The 16,840-nt window shown below is 50.1% G+C and carries 18 protein-coding genes and 6 pseudogenes; 16 read left to right on the top strand and 8 right to left on the bottom strand.

Translation table 11 applies throughout. The features are described from left to right. Positions 1–14: 14 nt before the first annotated feature. Positions 15–2,006, bottom strand: coding sequence for a phage tailspike protein (locus HV311_RS10420; RefSeq protein WP_191221054.1), 1,992 nt, complete (start codon positions 2,004–2,006; stop codon positions 15–17). A 96-nt stretch (positions 2,007–2,102) separates the two neighbouring features. On the opposite strand from HV311_RS10420, the gene HV311_RS10415 reads away from it, so the two are divergent. Then, on the top strand, positions 2,103–2,468 hold the full coding sequence (locus HV311_RS10415) for a hypothetical protein (protein ID WP_191221053.1): 366 nt from the start codon (positions 2,103–2,105) through the stop codon (positions 2,466–2,468). Here the strand turns inward: HV311_RS10415 and HV311_RS10410 are convergent. The 3 pseudogenes from HV311_RS10410 to HV311_RS10400 all read right to left on the bottom strand — a co-directional run. After that, positions 2,457–3,125 (bottom strand): annotated as a pseudogene (locus HV311_RS10410) (lytic transglycosylase domain-containing protein); the annotation flags it as partial. The gene HV311_RS10415 and the pseudogene HV311_RS10410 sit on opposite strands and share 12 nt — an antisense overlap. Then, a pseudogene (locus HV311_RS10405) lies at positions 3,123–3,884 on the bottom strand (P22 phage major capsid protein family protein); the annotation flags it as partial. The pseudogenes HV311_RS10410 and HV311_RS10405, both read right to left, overlap by 3 nt. Beyond that, a pseudogene (locus tag HV311_RS10400) lies at positions 3,881–4,246 on the bottom strand (scaffolding protein); the annotation flags it as partial. The pseudogenes HV311_RS10400 and HV311_RS10405, both read right to left, overlap by 4 nt. On the opposite strand from HV311_RS10400, the pseudogene HV311_RS10395 reads away from it, so the two are divergent. From HV311_RS10395 to HV311_RS27985, 8 genes and pseudogenes are all read left to right on the top strand, one after another. Beyond that, positions 4,244–4,567: pseudogene (locus HV311_RS10395) on the top strand (ERF family protein); the annotation flags it as partial. The pseudogenes HV311_RS10400 and HV311_RS10395 overlap by 3 nt on opposite strands. Then, the gene (locus HV311_RS10390; protein WP_191221051.1) at positions 4,568–5,035 is read left to right on the top strand and encodes an HNH endonuclease signature motif containing protein; all 468 of its coding nucleotides are present in this window, start codon (positions 4,568–4,570) and stop codon (positions 5,033–5,035) included. After that, positions 5,032–5,493 (top strand): single-stranded DNA-binding protein, encoded by a 462-nt coding sequence (locus HV311_RS10385; protein WP_191221050.1) that lies wholly within the window; start codon positions 5,032–5,034, stop codon positions 5,491–5,493. Before HV311_RS10390 ends, HV311_RS10385 begins: the two co-directional genes overlap by 4 nt. Positions 5,494–5,502: 9 nt before the next feature. Next, the gene (locus tag HV311_RS10380) at positions 5,503–5,691 is read left to right on the top strand and encodes a hypothetical protein (protein WP_191221049.1); all 189 of its coding nucleotides are present in this window, start codon (positions 5,503–5,505) and stop codon (positions 5,689–5,691) included. Positions 5,692–5,707: 16 nt separating this feature from the next. Next, positions 5,708–5,992: a hypothetical protein gene (locus HV311_RS10375; RefSeq protein WP_191221048.1), complete on the top strand. Its 285-nt coding sequence runs from the start codon at positions 5,708–5,710 to the stop codon at positions 5,990–5,992. Further along, positions 5,992–6,584: pseudogene (locus HV311_RS10370) on the top strand (MT-A70 family methyltransferase). Before HV311_RS10375 ends, HV311_RS10370 begins: the two are co-directional and overlap by 1 nt. Before the next feature lie 44 nt (positions 6,585–6,628). Then, positions 6,629–6,751 (top strand): hypothetical protein, encoded by a 123-nt coding sequence (locus HV311_RS27990; RefSeq protein ID WP_326928900.1) that lies wholly within the window; start codon positions 6,629–6,631, stop codon positions 6,749–6,751. Continuing rightward, positions 6,732–7,047: pseudogene (locus HV311_RS27985) on the top strand (tyrosine-type recombinase/integrase); the annotation flags it as partial. The gene HV311_RS27990 and the pseudogene HV311_RS27985, both read left to right, overlap by 20 nt. Before the next feature lie 26 nt (positions 7,048–7,073). Here the strand turns inward: HV311_RS27985 and HV311_RS10365 are convergent. From HV311_RS10365 to HV311_RS10355, 3 genes are all read right to left on the bottom strand, one after another. After that, positions 7,074–7,520 carry a YcgN family cysteine cluster protein gene (locus tag HV311_RS10365; RefSeq protein ID WP_016153373.1) on the bottom strand — a complete coding sequence of 149 codons (447 nt, stop codon included), beginning with the start codon at positions 7,518–7,520 and terminating at the stop codon, positions 7,074–7,076. Positions 7,521–7,612: 92 nt separating this feature from the next. Beyond that, a complete protein-coding gene (locus HV311_RS10360) occupies positions 7,613–8,272 on the bottom strand; it encodes a fumarylacetoacetate hydrolase family protein (RefSeq protein WP_016156786.1) in 660 nt (219 codons plus the stop codon). A 69-nt stretch (positions 8,273–8,341) separates the two neighbouring features. Next, positions 8,342–8,635 carry a YcgL domain-containing protein gene (locus HV311_RS10355; protein WP_016153375.1) on the bottom strand — a complete coding sequence of 98 codons (294 nt, stop codon included), beginning with the start codon at positions 8,633–8,635 and terminating at the stop codon, positions 8,342–8,344. Positions 8,636–8,761: 126 nt separating this feature from the next. Between HV311_RS10355 and minC the strand changes: the two genes are divergently transcribed. Genes minC through minE form a run of 3 tightly spaced genes read left to right on the top strand, consistent with a single transcriptional unit; the run spans position 8,762 to position 10,575 of the window. After that, positions 8,762–9,469, top strand: a complete 708-nt coding sequence (gene minC / locus HV311_RS10350) for a septum site-determining protein MinC (protein ID WP_191221047.1) — start codon at positions 8,762–8,764, stop codon at positions 9,467–9,469. 23 nt (positions 9,470–9,492) lie between these two features. Then, the gene (gene minD, locus HV311_RS10345) at positions 9,493–10,305 is read left to right on the top strand and encodes a septum site-determining protein MinD (protein ID WP_003020956.1); all 813 of its coding nucleotides are present in this window, start codon (positions 9,493–9,495) and stop codon (positions 10,303–10,305) included. Between the two features lie 3 nt (positions 10,306–10,308). After that, the gene (gene minE / locus HV311_RS10340; RefSeq protein WP_001185666.1) at positions 10,309–10,575 is read left to right on the top strand and encodes a cell division topological specificity factor MinE; all 267 of its coding nucleotides are present in this window, start codon (positions 10,309–10,311) and stop codon (positions 10,573–10,575) included. 85 nt (positions 10,576–10,660) lie between these two features. On the opposite strand, the gene HV311_RS10335 is transcribed toward minE, so the two are convergent. Further along, positions 10,661–11,578 carry a LysR family transcriptional regulator gene (locus tag HV311_RS10335; protein ID WP_016153377.1) on the bottom strand — a complete coding sequence of 306 codons (918 nt, stop codon included), beginning with the start codon at positions 11,576–11,578 and terminating at the stop codon, positions 10,661–10,663. Between the two features lie 103 nt (positions 11,579–11,681). Here HV311_RS10335 and HV311_RS10330 point away from each other — a divergent pair, with 103 nt between their 5' ends. The 4 genes from HV311_RS10330 to HV311_RS10315 all read left to right on the top strand — a co-directional run bounded on the left by HV311_RS10330 (position 11,682) and on the right by HV311_RS10315 (position 16,827). Next, positions 11,682–12,764, top strand: a complete 1,083-nt coding sequence (locus HV311_RS10330; protein ID WP_016153378.1) for a tartrate dehydrogenase — start codon at positions 11,682–11,684, stop codon at positions 12,762–12,764. Between the two features lie 255 nt (positions 12,765–13,019). Beyond that, complete coding sequence (locus tag HV311_RS10325) at positions 13,020–14,621, top strand: BCCT family transporter (protein WP_141875276.1); 1,602 nt, start codon at positions 13,020–13,022, stop codon at positions 14,619–14,621. 45 nt (positions 14,622–14,666) lie between these two features. Next, the gene (gene yeaW, locus HV311_RS10320) at positions 14,667–15,791 is read left to right on the top strand and encodes a carnitine monooxygenase, oxygenase subunit YeaW (RefSeq protein WP_181636605.1); all 1,125 of its coding nucleotides are present in this window, start codon (positions 14,667–14,669) and stop codon (positions 15,789–15,791) included. A gap of 70 nt (positions 15,792–15,861) precedes the next feature. Further along, positions 15,862–16,827 carry a PDR/VanB family oxidoreductase gene (locus HV311_RS10315; protein ID WP_181636604.1) on the top strand — a complete coding sequence of 322 codons (966 nt, stop codon included), beginning with the start codon at positions 15,862–15,864 and terminating at the stop codon, positions 16,825–16,827. Positions 16,828–16,840 lie beyond the last annotated feature (13 nt).

Here is a 16,840-nt window from a genome sequence, read left to right as displayed (position 1 = left end):
TCCCCTCCATTTTACTACGATATAACATTTCTATCTGTTACACGCCTCCAGTTGGTGCCGTCGCTAAATGCAGGGGTGAATCCTCCGACATCATCTGTAACAAAAATAAACCCTCCCATCGTGCCTGCAGCCCATAGCGAAGGAGATGGGAGTGCTGTTTTTGTGTATATCTTAAAACCAGCCCGGCCAACAGCAACGCTGGATACAACAACGCCATCAACTCCGCAAAAGCCAAGATCAGCCATGCTTCCAGAGTTCGGCCAGATAAGAGTCCCCCAGTTAGCATCACCAGAAATTTTTCCTACGCCAGCCTGGCCCGTGGTATTGATTAATAGAGGATTTAATGGCTTAGGGGAGTCAAGAGCAGCACACTGAATGTTGCCAAACTTGATATTCCCAACTCCCGCGTCTCCAATTTGCAGCCCGCAGTCATACAGGTAGTTATCCGAAATCTGATTTCCTTTTGCAGATCCTGACGAAATCCTTATCCCCTCACTTGTGAACGAAGAAATTTTATTGTTTGTAAATTTACCATAGATAGCTTCGCCACTAATTAAAATTCCGTATCGCGTGTTAGCTTTCATTACTGAAATAAGTTGATTGCTATCAATTACTCCTCCTCCTCCGCCATCTATGCGGATACAGTCTTGATTATCCCCATCAGTACTAAGACCACCAATATAAAGAACATTGCCAACAATATTGTATTGTGAGCAGTTAGCAACATCGATAGCAGCAATGTTGCTTATAGGTGATGAGGAAGTTCCATTTGGGTTGATGAATGTGCTCATGATACTGATATGAATTGCCTGGTCATGGGAATAAATACCCATATTGCAGTCATACAACCAGCATCCATTAAACCAGATACCTTCAGTTTGAGGGTCAGAAGGTGTGAATTTCTTGATCCTCGCCGGACACTTATAACGATTAGCCATGTAGTCTGTAAGGTTGATTTCCACGCATCCTTGCAGGCGATAAGCATCATTTCCACTGCGATTATTATCACCCAAGATCTGGGCTTTATTGATAAATCGACGGAAGCAATAGATTAAGTCTATCCCGGCCTCAAAGCTGCCTGTGGTTGCGTTCCCGCTGTGTATTCGTAAGTTCTCAATATTGCACTGACCGCTAGCGCTTGGCTGACGATACCCCCATGAGGCTTTTATTGCGGGCGCGGAAACCGCAATATCCGAGTAGATATCAAACCCAGCCATCGTTAGAACTTGTGGCGGCGTAGAGTCCTGAGGTTTAAGTGTGAAGTCAAAACCACCATTAACCGTTGTAAATTTAACGCTGGCGTGACCAACTCCTGCAGCTGTCAACACAACATTTTTATTTGTGCTGGTTATCTTATCTGAAACTATCAATTGTGAGATGATATTGATTGGCATTCCAGTATTTAATGCCGATTGTAGGGCGGCATAATCGATTGTCTGTGTGAGTGAGGAAACAAAAGGATAAACAGTTTGCGCAGAACTTAAGGTTAAAAATCGCTCACTAAGCGGATGATTTGTGCCATCTCCGATAGCCCCAAAATCTTCAGGAGTTATATAGTCCTGATTTTTCTCATGCTGCGTCCTTGGATATCCTCCAATTTCAGGATATTTAACACCAATTAATGAATCGCCCAATCCAGCATCGGTGCTTGCAAGGCGCTGCTGGAGCTGGTCAGGATCATACTTGGCTACATCTTCAAAATAGAATTGCTGTGCATTGTAGGAATCGTAAATCGCCATACTATAATTCTGAACTGTGACGAACTTCTTTATCTGTCCATTCAGAACCGGGAAGCCGCCCATATTGATAATTATTGGCTGAGATACTGGAACAAGATCACCGCTTTCATTTTCTACATAAACCTGAATCTGATTAGCAGGACTAGTAGGATCAGTATCAGGTTGTCCGATATAAATTTTACCATTCGCCACAGCCTTAAATGACCTTGGCATAGTGAACAACTGAGAAGGCATTCCTATAACAAGATTTGCAGTGATGTCTGACATTTACAGTGCTCCAGGCGCAGCAAAACCGCACAAGCTAAAACTTGCGCAGCCTTGCGTTAAGGTCGGTTATAATTGCTTAAAATTTGAGGAGGATTTATGAACGGCAATGAACGATATAATCTCAAACTAAAGGAACTTCATAACGAAGTCTTTGATCTGAAAGAAAATCTTGAAGCGGCTAAAGAGAAGGCTTTTTCGGCCCACGAATCATATCTCGCTTCTGGTAAAGCGGACGTCTCACATTACGACGCAGCATGCAAAGAAAGAGATATGATCAAAGATGAACTGATTAGCGCAGAATCAGAGTTGAATAATTTAACATCCAGAATTCATGAAGAGGAGTTTAGAAAACACGAAAATGATCATGCAAATTTTGGCATTCATAGCAAGAACTTGATGAACATAGCTTTCGTATTCTTAGGGCTGGCATTCGCCTTATTGATTAAGAAATTATTCTCTTAATGATTCAGATTTTGCACCCTGAGCCACAGAATTTAGGACGCGTTCAACATCAGATAGTGCTTTTTCAAATGTAGTAGATCCTCTTGGCGTATTCGCTAATCTTAATACGGCGTTTCTTCCTATCTCGCTTTCATAAAGTCTAGCCAATACTCCATAGCCACCTCCAATTGCTGCAAACTTAGGGCTAGCTATTGCCGCTGCTGCAGCAACGAAAGGAACAGCCTGCTGACCAGTTGGAGTCGTAACCCCGGCCTGTCCTGCACGCTTGGTTGCCTCAAGGTAGCTCTTCAATCCTTTTAGATAGGCAGCATCACGTCCTTTAAACGCAATTCCCGTCTGGTTAGACATCAAGTTAACCTGTCTCAGAAACTGATCAGGAGATCCGCCAGATTTCTCCATGGCCTTTCCGATGATTCCGTTACGCATCTGAGCACGACCTACCTGTCCGACTGACCGGTATAGGTTCTGCACCTCTGATTTGTTCTTGCTGAAAAGCATGTTGTTAACCACTTCAGGAGTTAAGTCACCTTTCATGATAACGTTCTTGAGTCGGGTGTTTTGGAGCTTGTTGGCTTCATCAGCGTAAATGGCGTTAGCTTGTTTATAACGACGAAGAGTGTCATTGCCAAGATTCTGCCCTATGGCGCTGTCGATATCAACGTTCTCGTTGTTACCGTCGGTATCAGTGGTGAACGCCTGAGGCTTGAACTTCTGAGCACCAGTAACGGTCACTCCGGTAACAGTAGAACCAACCACGGTCGGCAACTTCGGAGAACGCATCACATCGTCAAAACCAGCAACCTGACGCTGGATAGTGCCGTTGTGATATGCCTCTTCAGGAACGCGACCGAAGATGTCGCCGGCGGTCAGATCGCGACCTGCTTTTCGATAGTCAGATGGGTTCAGGAAATAGCTGATCCCCATGTCGCGATTGAGTTCGCGAGCAAACATCAGTTCTTCTGCAGATGACAGGAAATCCCAACCACTCAAACCGGTAGCAGGACCAATGGTGCGAGAGTCATGAACAACCAGAGAGCCCATGTCAGTTGCTTGTTTAGCAATCGCGGTTTCAATGTTGTTCGCCAACTTCTTAGCAGACGCCTGAATACGACGACGATAAGAACGTTCATCACGCAGATCATCAGCACGCAACTGGAAGAAATCGTTATCCGGATCGCCCATGTTGCATTTTACTGACAATTCGAGAACGTTGGTCTGCTTACCAGTCAGATCCCAACCGGTTTGCGTTGGCGCTTCCTGCTCTACTGGCATCCAGACAGTGTTACTTGAACGCTGCATAGATGCCGCTGCCGGGGTGTTCTTGGTGGTTTTAGACGCCATAGGCGTCAGGTTTTGAACGGTTTCGATGATTTCATCGATAGCGTAGGTGACCAGTTGGCCTTCTTTTAAGCTCATTTACGAGATCCTTTATTCAATTGTGCCTTGAGCTTTCGATAGGTATCTACATCACCTTTAGCTGATGCTGCATCCATCTGACGCTGCAATGCGTCACGGTTAGCGGATGTTACATCGCCAGCGATTGACTGATCTGCAGGTGGTGCGGAAGAAACCTGTTGCCCACGAGGCTTGAGAGTTAAACGGTCTGATAGTCGGGCCAATTCAATCAGCGCAAGCTGTCCGTCCATCGCCAGCAATTGGCGAGCTTTCTCTGGGTTGGCTCCCAGGTGGTACATGATCGCGGCGGATTTCTCAGGGAATAGGCGCATGATGTCAGTCGCTACCGGAGCCGGTACGATCTGCATGAACGCATCTTCTTTGGCGAAGCAATGGATAGCGGAGACAAGGCCACCAACAAGGCTATGTCGATCGCCTACAAATACGCGGCATTCCAGACCTTCTGCATACCAACAGAGCAAACTGCTATCGATGCCGATGCTGAGGTACATCACATCAAACCGGCTGATGCAGACCAGATTCTTGCAGAGTTTACGCAGTACGCCGGAGCAGAGAACGACAGCAAGAAACTTCAGGAACAGTACGCATCAACATGGCAACGCCTTAACGGATGGCCTGATCACCAGGCTAAATGCAAAGACGTAACCGGAATTCGAATCAGAGAACTCAAACAGGCGGCGTAAATGTCTCACCTTAGCGGGATCATAGAGCGATTCAACAGCAGTTATCAGATTGACGCTGAAAGCGGCTGCTGGGAATCCACTTATGCGAAAAACAAAGGTGGGTACACGAAATTCGTAGCATTCGGGATAACGCTACTTTCCCACCGCGTCTCTTTCGAGCTTTTCAATGGACCAATCCCTACCGGGCTTATGGTCTGCCATCGTTGTGATAATCCATGTTGTGTTAATCCTCAGCACCTTTTCCTTGGAACAGCGCAAGACAACATGGATGACAAAGTTTTGAAGGGACGACATGTCGGCGCAAGAAAAGGCGAAGCTCATCATCGGGCCAGGCTGACTGAATGGCAGGTTGAGGAAATAAGGCAACGCCTGAAGCGCTCAGAGAGCCAGTTGTCGATCGCTGCAAGCATGGGAGTTTCAAAGACATTAATTAGCAACATAAAAACAGGTAAAAGGTGGGCTAAATGAGTTCTCGCGGAGTAAACAAAGTAATCCTCGTTGGCAACCTTGGGCAAGATCCTGAGGTTCGCTATCTACCAAATGGTGGCGCGGTAGCCAATATCACACTGGCAACTTCGGAATCATGGCGGGACAAAGCAACCGGCGAGATGAAAGAGCAGACCGAATGGCACCGGGTGGTTCTGTTTGGCAAGTTGGCTGAAGTAGCAAGCGAGTATCTTCGGAAAGGTTCGCAGGTTTACATCGAAGGCCAGCTACGTACACGTAAATGGACTGATCAGTCCGGCGTTGAAAAGTACACCACGGAAGTTCTGGTTAACGTCGGCGGAACCATGCAGATGCTTGGCGGGAAACAGGCAGAAGGAAAACCGGCAGGAAATAGCCAAAATCAGCAACGAGTGCAACAACAACCGGCAAATAAGAACAATGAGCCCCCGATGAACTTCGACGATGAGATCCCATTTTAAGGACTACAGATGAAAGAGCGGAAAATAGAAAAGTGGGCAACTTTCGATTCATGGTTGGAAGATGGATACGCCGTAAAGAAAGGCGAGAAATCAATTTTTCGCTCACCTACTGGAAACCCTCTCTTCAGCGATAAGCAAGTTACCGAACTAGATGATTGGAAATCAGACCTGATCGGACACTTGGACGACATCTACTAATAATCAGGAGCATCAAATGTCATCACCTCTTCACGGGGCTGGGTATCTGCGCCCACCAAAGCGATCCGGCACTAAAGAAGAGGTGCTGGCTCGTTGCTTTGCAGCTATCGCTAATAACGATTTCCAGAAGCCAACCATGGAAGACAGGCTTCAGGAGTTGCACGAAAAGGAAGTCTGGTGCGCCAACTTAGAAGCTTCATTCAGACCGGGGTGGATGGTAGTTGGTCCCGTTGAGCCTGATTACGTTGATGACCGTATGCGTAAGTATCGCGGTCGTTATGGGGAGATAAGGAGCGACTGATAGCCGGAAAATACACTCTGATTTATGCAGATCCGCCGTGGAGCTATCGCGACAAAGCAGCAGATGGCGACCGCGGGGCAGGATTCAAATATCCGGTGATAAATGTTCATGATATCTGCCGTCTTCCGGTATGGGATCTGGCTGCCGATAGCTGCCTTCTAGCGATGTGGTGGGTGCCGACGCAGCCGATTGAAGCGCTTAAAGTTGTCGAGGCGTGGGGATTCCGCCTGATGACCATGAAGGGATTCACCTGGCACAAGACGAATAAGCACAAGGCAACAGCGCGATCGGCATGGGGCACATGACCCGGGCTAATAGTGAAGATTGCCTGTTTGCGGTACGTGGCAAATTGCCAAAACGCATGGACGCTTCCATCTGCCAGCACGTCACCGCACCGCGGCTGGAGAACTCCCGTAAGCCGGATATCGTTCGCGAGAAACTGGTGCAACTGCTAGGAGAAGTTCCACGCATTGAGATATTCGCGCGCCAGTCGTCGCATGGCTTCGATGTGTGGGGAAATCAGTGTGACGGGCCCGCTGTCGAACTACTACCAGGCTGCGCGATTGACGTGATGAAAACGGAGGCCGCATGACACCAGAGTAAGACAACGCAGTACGCGCACAGGGACGTAAATGTGTGGCAGAGATTCAGCAGACGATGAAATGCAGGCCTAAGCCGAAATGGAATGCAGTAGTGCCGCCGATCATTAAGAAGCATCACCAGAAAATTGCGCCGCTGGGTAACGGCAAGGAATGGTAAAGGAGGTGAATGGTACTCGCCCGGGTCATTCTCAGGAACGTGGAACAACATATTAAGAAGGAGCGGTATTCCGCACCGCAAGTCATATGAATCTCGACACACATATGCTTGCTGGGCATTAAGCGCCGGAGCCAACCCCAACTTCATTGCGGCTCAAATGGGGGCATACGTCCGCACAGATGGTTTACAGCGTTTACGGTAAATGGATGTCCGACAACAATGACAACCAACTGGCAATATTGAACGCTAATTTTGGAGTCAGTGCCCCACAGATGCCCCATGCTCAAAATGAGTAGAAACAAAACCCTTTAACCTCATGACGTTAATCAGCCCATGAAGGTTTGTTCAGGATATGATCCTGCCAGTCACGCACTTCCGATTCTTTCACCGCAATATGACGAACTGAGATACGTTCACCGTGCATCGCCGCTTTTGATCCTGTCAGCAACGGGTGCCACTCCGGCAGCCCTTTTCCTTCTGCGAGCAGACGATAGGCGCAGGTCATCGGCAACCATTCAAAAGTCGGCAGATTATCACGCGTCAGTTTGATGCAGTCAGGCTCGTACTCGAATCGACGTTCGTAATTACGACACTGGCAGGTTTTAATGTTGAGCTGACGACAGGCGACGTTGGTAAAGTAGATTTCGTCAGTGTCTTCATCCATCAGCTTATGCAGGCAGCATTGACCGCACCCGTCACATAATGACTCCCACTCGGCATCGGTCATTTCATCAAGGGTTTTACTTTGCCAGAAAGGTATGTCGCTCATCAGGGTTTCCGCTATTGCAATAAAGCTGCACCTTATAACCAGTCTGGCACGCTGATGCAAGTTTTGCCGCCCGAAAAGGCGGCAAGCAGAGATTACAGCACGCGGGTTGTTAGCGTTTGACCGTGAAAACTGATGGCCAGTTCGTCGCCGCTGCTTAAAGGTCCCACGCCTGCTGGCGTTCCCGTTAGCACCACATCGCCCGCTTTGAGGGTAAAGAAACGGCTCATATAAGCAATCAAGGGAACGATGTGATGGATCATGTCCGCCGTGGAGCCGTGCTGGCGAGTTTCACCGTTGACCGTTAATCCAAGCATCGTATCCTGCGGGTCGCCGTTAAACTCCGCCACCGGAATAAATCCAGACAGCGGGCAAGAGTTATCAAAACCCTTCGCTTTTTCCCATGGCTGCCCCGCCTTCTTCATTTTGCCCTGAATATCGCGCAGAGTCAGATCCAGCGCGACACCATAACCGGCAATGGCTTTGCGCACATGATCTTCTGTCGCTTGCCGCAGAGTCGCGCCAATCAGCACAGCCAGCTCAACTTCATGGTGGACAGACCCCATATCAGATGGGATCACCAGCGGCTGGCGCAAATCGCACAGCGCGGTTTCCGGTTTAATAAACAGAACCGGTTCTTCCGGGGTGGTTCCGCCCATCTCTTTAATATGGTTGGCATAGTTACTCCCTACGCAAACCACCTTACTCACCGGATAATCCAGCAGAGCACCATGCCAGTTGTGATGTTGATACATTACTTTCCCCTAACGTAGTCATAGATTTCAGGTACTGCATCGATGGAACGTGCTGCTGCCGGATGCAGTTTAACGTTTAGCGTCTGGTGTATTTTGTTTTGCCGCTGCCAGATGCTGTTTAAGTAAATCTTCTGGCGGCGGGGGTATTTGTAAATAATAGCCCTGCTCGGTCAGGGCCTGTTTTACTTTTTCAAGATCGGCATTAACTAATTTTTTTCGCCCATCAAGCGGTAACATCATTGCCAGCGTCGGCTGACCAAATCCTCTCATCAGTTCTTCAGGAACGCGCGAGAAATCGTCTTTTTTTTCGACATATAAATAGGTCTGGTCACGTTTGCTGCTTCGGTAGATCACACAAAACATATCTTTTACTCTGAATTCACGGAATGGTGGCTTGCCTCAATATAATACTGACTATAACATGCCTTATAGTCTTCGGAATATCACCCCGCGCTGGGGATGATAAATAGCAAATTGAGTAAGGCCAGGATGTCAAACACGCCAATCGAGCTTAAAGGCAGTAGCTTCACCTTATCAGTGGTTCATTTACATGAAGCAGAACCCGAGGTTATTCGTCAGGCGTTGGAAGACAAAATCGCGCAGGCACCAGCTTTTTTAAAACATGCTCCCGTGGTGGTTAACGTGAGTGGTCTTGAAAGCCCGGTAAACTGGTTAGCGCTGCAGAAAGTTGTCGCGTCTACCGGATTGCGCATTATTGGCGTTAGCGGATGCAAAGACGCCAGACTAAAGGCAGAAATCGACGAAATGGGTCTTCCTTTACTGACTGAAGGTAAAGAAAAAGCTATTCGTCCTGCGCCTGTCGAGGTCCCGGCTCCCGTCGCTCCGCCGCAAAACGTTACTCCCATCACAAAAACACGATTAATAAATGTGCCGGTTCGTTCCGGTCAGCGCATTTATGCTCCACAATGTGATCTGATTGTTACAAGCCACGTCAGTGCGGGCGCAGAGCTTATCGCTGATGGCAATATTCATGTTTATGGAATGATGAGAGGCCGTGCGCTGGCAGGTGCAAGCGGCGATCGTGAAGCGCAAATTTTTTGTACCCATCTGACGGCAGAACTGGTGTCTATCGCAGGTGTTTATTGGCTGAGTGATAAAATCCCAGCAGAATTTTATGGCAAAGCGGCCCGTCTGCAATTAGCAGAGAACGCTTTGACAGTTCAACCGTTGAATTGATCCCTTTTTAACAAGGAATTTCTATGGCACGCATTATTGTTGTTACTTCGGGTAAAGGGGGCGTTGGCAAAACCACCTCCAGCGCGGCCATCGCTACAGGTTTGGCCCAGAAGGGAAAGAAAACTGTCGTTATTGATTTTGATATCGGCCTGCGTAACCTCGATCTGATTATGGGTTGTGAACGCCGCGTCGTTTACGACTTCGTCAACGTTATTCAGGGCGATGCGTCGTTAAATCAGGCGTTAATCAAAGATAAGCGTACCGAAAATCTCTTTATTCTTCCGGCCTCACAGACTCGCGATAAAGACGCGCTGACGCGTGAAGGCGTCGCGAAAGTTCTGGACGACCTGAAAACGATGGAATTCGATTTCATCGTCTGCGACTCCCCAGCGGGTATTGAAACCGGCGCGCTGATGGCCCTGTATTTTGCCGATGAAGCGATTATCACCACTAACCCGGAAGTCTCCTCTGTACGTGACTCTGACCGTATTCTGGGTATTCTGGCGTCGAAATCTCGTCGTGCGGAAAACGGTGAAGATCCGATTAAAGAGCATTTGTTGCTGACGCGCTACAACCCTGGCCGCGTAAATAAAGGTGACATGCTGAGCATGGAAGACGTACTGGAAATTCTGCGAATCAAGCTGGTTGGCGTGATTCCTGAAGATCAGTCAGTCCTGCGCGCGTCTAACCAGGGTGAGCCGGTTATTCTCGACATCAATGCTGATGCCGGTAAAGCCTATGCTGATACCGTAGACCGTCTGTTGGGAGAAGAACGTCCTTTCCGCTTCATTGAAGAAGAGAAGAAAGGTTTCCTCAAACGCCTGTTCGGAGGATAAGTTATGGCATTACTGGATTTTTTTCTCTCGCGGAAAAAGAGCACAGCGAACATCGCTAAAGAGCGACTGCAGATTATTGTTGCGGAACGTCGTCGTAGTGACGCCGAGCCACATTATTTACCGCAACTGAGGAAAGATATTCTCGAGGTTATCTGCAAGTATGTACAAATTGATCCCGAAATGGTCACCGTACAGCTTGAACAAAAAGACGGCGATATTTCTATCCTCGAACTTAACGTGACATTACCTGAAGCTGAAGAGTCTAAATAACGGCTTTGCTCAGTGAGTTATAGTTGCAAAAAAGGCAGATTATTCTGCCTTTTTTATTTTCAGTTTCTTGCCAGCTGTTGCGGATTTATTCCAAAGTAAACTTTGGATAGTTTTCGGCAAAATAGCGGCGCAAATACTCAACCGTAATACGGATTTTTGCCGACGTCGCCAGCCGAGAAACATAAACCGCCCATATATTTGCTGGTTGATAATACTCGGGTAATACGTGTACCAGATGTCCACCGGCAATGTTGTCGCAAACGTCCCACCACGAACGCAGGGCAATTCCCTGCCCATCAAGACACCACTGATGTACCACTTCACCATGATTAGACGACAGAGGCCCCGTAACTTTAATTGAGTGAGCGCCCTCTTTATTACGCATTTGCCAGATGCCAAACGGATGGTCGCGCTCTTTGATAACCAGACAAGGAAAAGTGGAGAGATCGTTGAGTTGCTTCGGCGTCCCGTGCTGCGCCACAAATTCCGGCGAGGCGCACAGAATACGGTAGTTAGTCGCCAGCTTACGGGCAATCAGGTTCGGCGCGATATCATCCCCGATACGAATATCAAGATCGACGCCCTCATTCACCATATCCACCAGGCGGTCTTCAACATCGAACCTCAGTTCTAACTGCGGGTACGCTTTTGCCAGCGCAGACAGCGCCGGAGCCACCACCCGACGGCCAAAACCAAAGCTACTAATAATGCGTAGCATCCCCTGCGGGATCTGCCTGGCATCAGACAACTCGTCCATCATCTGATCGACATCCTGCAGGATCCGCTGCGCCCATTCGTAGATCCGCTCCCCCTCTTCCGTGATGGTTACACGCCGCGTTGTCCGGTGCAGCAGCACCACGTTCAGTGTCTGCTCCAGCAGGGCTACTCGCTTACTGATAAAAGCCGGTGATACACCCAGTTCCTCGGCAACGGCGGCAAATCCTGCCCGACGGGCAACCAGCATAAAGACGCGTAAATCATTTAGCAGCGGCAGATTATTCATGATCTGTGTTTTATGTTTCACCAGTTAGGGGGATTAACTCTTAATCAGTCAATTATAGGATAAGGGGAAAGTCAATTTTGATGGCGTACAAGTGAGAGCTGCTATGAAGAAAACCTGTCGTATTGCCGCTATCCCCGGAGATGGCATTGGTAAAGAAGTGCTGCCTGAAGGCATTCATGTGTTACAGGCAGCCGCCGAGCGTTGGGGGTTGTCGCTCAGCTTTGAGCAAATGGAATGGGCCAGCTGCGAGTACTACACCCATCACGGCAAAATGATGCCGGATGACTGGCATGAGCAGTTGCAATCCTTTGATGCTATCTATTTTGGCGCCGTTGGCTGGCCGGACACCGTACCGGACCACATCTCTTTATGGGGCTCGCTGCTTAAGTTTCGCCGCGAATTCGACCAGTACGTCAACCTGCGTCCGGTACGCCTGTTCCCGGGAGTCCCTTGCCCACTGGCGGGCAAGCAGCCAGGCGACATTGATTTCTACGTCGTACGCGAGAACACCGAGGGAGAATACTCTTCTCTCGGCGGACGCGTGAGTGAAGGGACGGAACACGAGGTGGTTATCCAGGAGTCGGTCTTCACCCGTCGCGGCGTGGATCGTATATTGCGTTACGCTTTCGAGCTGGCGCAAAACCGCCCGCGCAAAACCCTGACCTCGGCGACCAAATCCAATGGTCTGGCCATCAGCATGCCTTACTGGGACGAGCGTGTTGAAGCAATGGCGGCTAACTATCCTGAGATCCGTTGGGATAAACAGCATATCGATATATTGTGCGCCCGCTTTGTGATGCAGCCGGAGCGCTTTGACGTTGTGGTTGCTTCCAACCTGTTCGGCGACATCCTCTCCGATCTGGGTCCGGCCTGTACCGGGACGATTGGCATCGCGCCTTCTGCCAACTTAAACCCGGAACGCACCTTCCCGTCCCTGTTCGAGCCGGTGCATGGTTCGGCCCCCGATATTTACGGAAAAAACATCGCCAACCCGATTGCCACTATCTGGGCTGGCGCCATGATGCTGGACTTCCTTGGCAAGGGTGATGCCAACTATAAGGCTGCCCACGACGGTATTCTGGCGGCAATTGAGCACGTTATTGCCAGCGGCCCGAAAACGCCGGATATGAAAGGCAGCGCCACCACGCAACAGGTGGGAGAAGCCATCTGTCAGGCACTACGTTAGAGGTCAAACCACGAAATATGAGCCGCGTCACTGACGCGGCTTTTTTATGCGTTTTGTGGAGCCAATAACCTGCGCTAATTCACCTTTTATTATTTCCGTTCCGTGTTTTATTGCTTCACGCATCGGGCAATTGTTTAATTCATGTAAAGAACAAATAATAAAATTGTTAAATACAAAGTAACTCATTCTACCCCTACAGCATGATAACAACGACAGGCTAATGCCATACGCGGGCAACTGTGCCCAGGAGATCCCATGTTGAGCAACGTCAAGAAAAAAGACATGCCGCTGATAGCCATCAGCCTGGTGGCTATTCTTTTCATCGCCGCCACACTTAGTCTCTTCCCTCAGCAGTCTGCACAAGTCGCAAATACCCTTTTTAACGGCGTTACCCGGATGCTGGGTTCCGCCGTGCAGATCCTCGTTCTGATGGCTATGGGTCTGGTCGTCTGGCTGGCTACCAGTAAATACGGCAACATCCGTCTGGGAGAAGGTAAAGCGGAATACAGCACGCTCTCCTGGCTGTTTATGTTTATATGCGCCGGATTAGGCTCCTCCACGCTCTACTGGGGCGTTGCTGAGTGGGCCTATTATTACCAGACCCCGGGTCTGAATATCACGCCGCACTCGCAAAAAGCGCTGGAATACAGCCTGCCTTACTCCTTTTTCCATTGGGGGATCAGCGCATGGGCGACCTACACGTTGGCCTCATTAACCATGGCCTACCACTTCCATGTGCGTAAAAACAAAGGACTGAGCCTGTCCGGGATTATCGCCGCCATTACCGGCGTGCATCCGCAGGGTGTCTGGGGTCGCCTGGTTGACCTGATGTTCCTGATCGCGACAGTTGGCGCGTTAACTATCTCTCTGGTCGTCACCGCCGCCACCTTTACCCGCGGTTTGTCTGCCCTGACGGGGTTACCGGATAACTTCACGGTGCAGGCGTTTGTGATCCTGTTCTCTGGCGGCATTTTCTGCCTGAGTTCCTGGATTGGCATCAATAACGGTTTGCAACGTCTGAGCAAAATGGTCGGCTGGGGGGCGTTTTTACTGCCGCTGCTGGTGCTGATCGTCGGCCCGACCGAGTTCATCACCAATAACATCATCAACGCCATCGGCCTGACGACACAAAACTTTTTGCAAATGAGCCTCTTCACCGACCCGCTTGGCAACGGTGAGTTCACCCGTAACTGGACAGTGTTCTACTGGCTGTGGTGGATCTCCTACACGCCGGGCGTGGCAATGTTTGTCACTCGCGTATCCCGTGGTCGCAAAATCAAAGAGGTTATCTGGGCATTAATCCTCGGTAGCACTGTTGGCTGCTGGTTCTTCTTTGGCGTGATGGAAAGCTACTCCATTCACCAGTTTGTGAACGGCGTGATCGACGTACCGCAGGTTATGGCGACGCTGGGTGGTGAGACGGCCGTACAGCAAGTGTTGATGTCGTTGCCTGCCGGGAAACTGTTTCTGGTGGCGTATCTGGCGATCATGATTATATTCCTCGCCTCACACATGGATGCTGTGGCCTACACCATGGCGGCCACCAGCACGCGCAACCTGCAGGAAGGGGAAGATCCGCAGCGCAGTCTTCGTCTGTTCTGGTGCGTGGTTATCACCCTGATCCCATTATCGATTTTGTTCACCGGCGCGTCACTGGAAACCATGAAGACCACAGTGGTTCTGACCGCTCTTCCATTCCTCGCCATCCTGTTGGTGAAGGTTGGCGGTTTTCTGCGCTGGGTACGGCAGGACTATGCCCACGTTCCTGCGCATCAAATTGAAAGTCATATTCCCGAAGCGCCAGTTGACGTCCCGGTCGCGCCACCGGCCGGGACACTACTCAAAGGCGACAATTAAGCGCCAGTACAAAAATCCTCTTACTCACAAATTAAAGGTATTCCAATGAGCAATCTGAGCCCTGAGTTTATTCTGCCGCAAAATTTCTGTGCCAACCCGCAGGATGCCTGGACTATCCCGGCCCGGTTTTATACCGACCATCAGGCTTTCGAACACGAACAAGAAAAGGTGTTCGCTAAAAGCTGGATTTGCGTCGCTCACAGTAGCGAACTGGCGAAACCCAATGATTATGTTACCCGAGAAGTGATTGGCGAGAATATCGTGCTGGTACGTGGTCGCGATAACGTGCTGCGGGCCTTCTACAACGTCTGCCCGCATCGCGGTCATCAGTTGTTGAGCGGCGAGGGGAAAGCGAAAAATGTGATTACCTGCCCTTACCACGCATGGGCGTTCAAACTTGACGGCAATCTGGCGCATGCGCGTAACTGCGAAAACGTCGCCAACTTCGACAGCGAAAAAGCGCACCTTACACCGGTGCGCCTGGAAGAATATGCCGGATTCGTGTTTATAAACATGGATCCGAACGCGGGCAACGTGGAAGAACAACTCCCAGGTCTTGCAGACAAAGTTATCGAAGCCTGCCCAGACGTGCATGACCTGAAACTTGCTGCGCGCTTTACGACCCGTACCCCAGCCAACTGGAAGAATATTGTCGATAACTATCTGGAGTGCTACCACTGCGGTCCGGCCCATCCAGGTTTTTCCGACTCGGTCCAGGTTGACCGTTACTGGCATACCATGCACGGCAACTGGACGCTGCAATACGGTTTCGCCAAACCTTCAGAGCAGTCATTTAAGTTCGAAGAAGGGGTTGATGCCGCCTTCCACGGTTTCTGGCTGTGGCCGTGCACCATGCTCAACGTGACGCCAATCAAAGGCATGATGACCGTTATCTACGAATTCCCGGTAGATGCGGAAACCACGCTGCAAAACTATGACATCTACTTCACCAACGAAGAGCTGACCGAAGAGCAGAAACAACTGATCGAATGGTATCGCAACGTCTTTCGTCCTGAAGATTTACGTCTGGTTGAAAGCGTACAAAAAGGGCTGAAATCGCGCGGGTATCGCGGCCAGGGACGCATTATGGCAGACACCAGCGGCAGTGGCATCTCCGAGCATGGCATTGCCCATTTTCATAATCTGGTCGCCCAGGTTTTTCAGGAATAACCCGGGGCTGTTACGACAGGTTCCGGCGCGTCGCTGAGGCGCGTCGGACAGATTTTTTAGGGAGGCCGCAATGTCTGATTATCAAATGCAAGAAGTCCGGGTCAGCCGGATTGAGACGATTACCGCGCAGGTAAAATGCTTCACTTTAACGGCGACCTCAGGCCAGCCGTTACCTGCGTTTCAGGGTGGCAGCCATATTATCGTGCAGATGCGCGATGGCGAGACCCTGTACAGCAATGCGTACTCGCTGATGAGTTCACCACGCGATACGCGCGCCTATAAAATCGCCGTACGCCTGGAGGAAGAGTCCAAAGGCGGCTCACGATACCTGCATCAAAACGTGAAGCCCGGCGACACGCTCACGATCTCCACACCAAACAATCTCTTCGCCCTCGCCCCTCAGGCACAAAAACATCTGTTGATTGCCGGAGGCATCGGCATCACACCGTTTTTATCGCAACTCCCGGAGCTGGAACAATCTCAGACGCAATGGCAACTGCACTATTGCTCTCCCAGCCAGGAGACCTGCGCGTTTCATGACGAACTCATGCAACACCCCAGCGCCGATCGCATTCATCTGCACCTGTCGAACGCAGGCACCCGCCTCGATTTAGCCCGTCTGCTGGCAGATGTTGAACCCGGCACGCATATCTACACCTGTGGCCCTGCGGTGCTCAACGATGCTGTCAGAGAAGCGGCTTCCCGCCTTGGACTGGACAGCAATACGCTACATTTCGAACAATTTGCCGTGGAAGAGAAAGGCGGCGACGCCTTCACCCTGGTGCTGGCGCGTTCCGGGCGCGAGTTTGTGGTCCCGGAAGATATGACCATTTTGCAGGTTATCGAAAATAACAAAGCCGCTCGGGTTGAGTGCCTGTGCCGGGAAGGTGTTTGCGGCACCTGCGAAATGACGATTCTCGAAGGGGAAGCGGATCACCGCGATCAGTATTTCAGCGACGACGAAAAAGCCAGCCAGCAAAGCATGCTCATCTGCTGCTCGCGCGCCAAAGGTAAGCGCCTGGTGCTCGATCTGTAGCGTTGCGCAGGCC

Origin of the sequence: Citrobacter sp. RHBSTW-00881 (assembly GCF_013728515.1) — a bacterium.
Taxonomy (GTDB): Bacteria; Pseudomonadota; Gammaproteobacteria; order Enterobacterales; family Enterobacteriaceae; genus Citrobacter; species Citrobacter braakii.
This window is presented reverse-complemented; position numbering and strand designations above follow the sequence as displayed.

What these genes read in the sequence shown, in the direction of transcription:
- HV311_RS10420 (WP_191221054.1), bottom strand. Translation starts at nt 2,006, where the DNA reads ATGTCAGACATCACTGCAAATCTTGTTATAGGAATGCCTTCTCAGTTG.
- HV311_RS10415 (WP_191221053.1), top strand. Translation starts at nt 2,103, where the DNA reads ATGAACGGCAATGAACGATATAATCTCAAACTAAAGGAACTTCATAAC.
- HV311_RS10390 (WP_191221051.1), top strand. Translation starts at nt 4,568, where the DNA reads ATGTCTCACCTTAGCGGGATCATAGAGCGATTCAACAGCAGTTATCAG.
- HV311_RS10385 (WP_191221050.1), top strand. Translation starts at nt 5,032, where the DNA reads ATGAGTTCTCGCGGAGTAAACAAAGTAATCCTCGTTGGCAACCTTGGG.
- HV311_RS10380 (WP_191221049.1), top strand. Translation starts at nt 5,503, where the DNA reads ATGAAAGAGCGGAAAATAGAAAAGTGGGCAACTTTCGATTCATGGTTG.
- HV311_RS10375 (WP_191221048.1), top strand. Translation starts at nt 5,708, where the DNA reads ATGTCATCACCTCTTCACGGGGCTGGGTATCTGCGCCCACCAAAGCGA.
- HV311_RS10365 (WP_016153373.1), bottom strand. Translation starts at nt 7,520, where the DNA reads ATGAGCGACATACCTTTCTGGCAAAGTAAAACCCTTGATGAAATGACC.
- HV311_RS10360 (WP_016156786.1), bottom strand. Translation starts at nt 8,272, where the DNA reads ATGTATCAACATCACAACTGGCATGGTGCTCTGCTGGATTATCCGGTG.
- HV311_RS10355 (WP_016153375.1), bottom strand. Translation starts at nt 8,635, where the DNA reads ATGTTTTGTGTGATCTACCGAAGCAGCAAACGTGACCAGACCTATTTA.
- minC (WP_191221047.1), top strand. Translation starts at nt 8,762, where the DNA reads ATGTCAAACACGCCAATCGAGCTTAAAGGCAGTAGCTTCACCTTATCA.
- minD (WP_003020956.1), top strand. Translation starts at nt 9,493, where the DNA reads ATGGCACGCATTATTGTTGTTACTTCGGGTAAAGGGGGCGTTGGCAAA.
- minE (WP_001185666.1), top strand. Translation starts at nt 10,309, where the DNA reads ATGGCATTACTGGATTTTTTTCTCTCGCGGAAAAAGAGCACAGCGAAC.
- HV311_RS10335 (WP_016153377.1), bottom strand. Translation starts at nt 11,578, where the DNA reads ATGAATAATCTGCCGCTGCTAAATGATTTACGCGTCTTTATGCTGGTT.
- HV311_RS10330 (WP_016153378.1), top strand. Translation starts at nt 11,682, where the DNA reads ATGAAGAAAACCTGTCGTATTGCCGCTATCCCCGGAGATGGCATTGGT.
- HV311_RS10325 (WP_141875276.1), top strand. Translation starts at nt 13,020, where the DNA reads ATGTTGAGCAACGTCAAGAAAAAAGACATGCCGCTGATAGCCATCAGC.
- yeaW (WP_181636605.1), top strand. Translation starts at nt 14,667, where the DNA reads ATGAGCAATCTGAGCCCTGAGTTTATTCTGCCGCAAAATTTCTGTGCC.
- HV311_RS10315 (WP_181636604.1), top strand. Translation starts at nt 15,862, where the DNA reads ATGTCTGATTATCAAATGCAAGAAGTCCGGGTCAGCCGGATTGAGACG.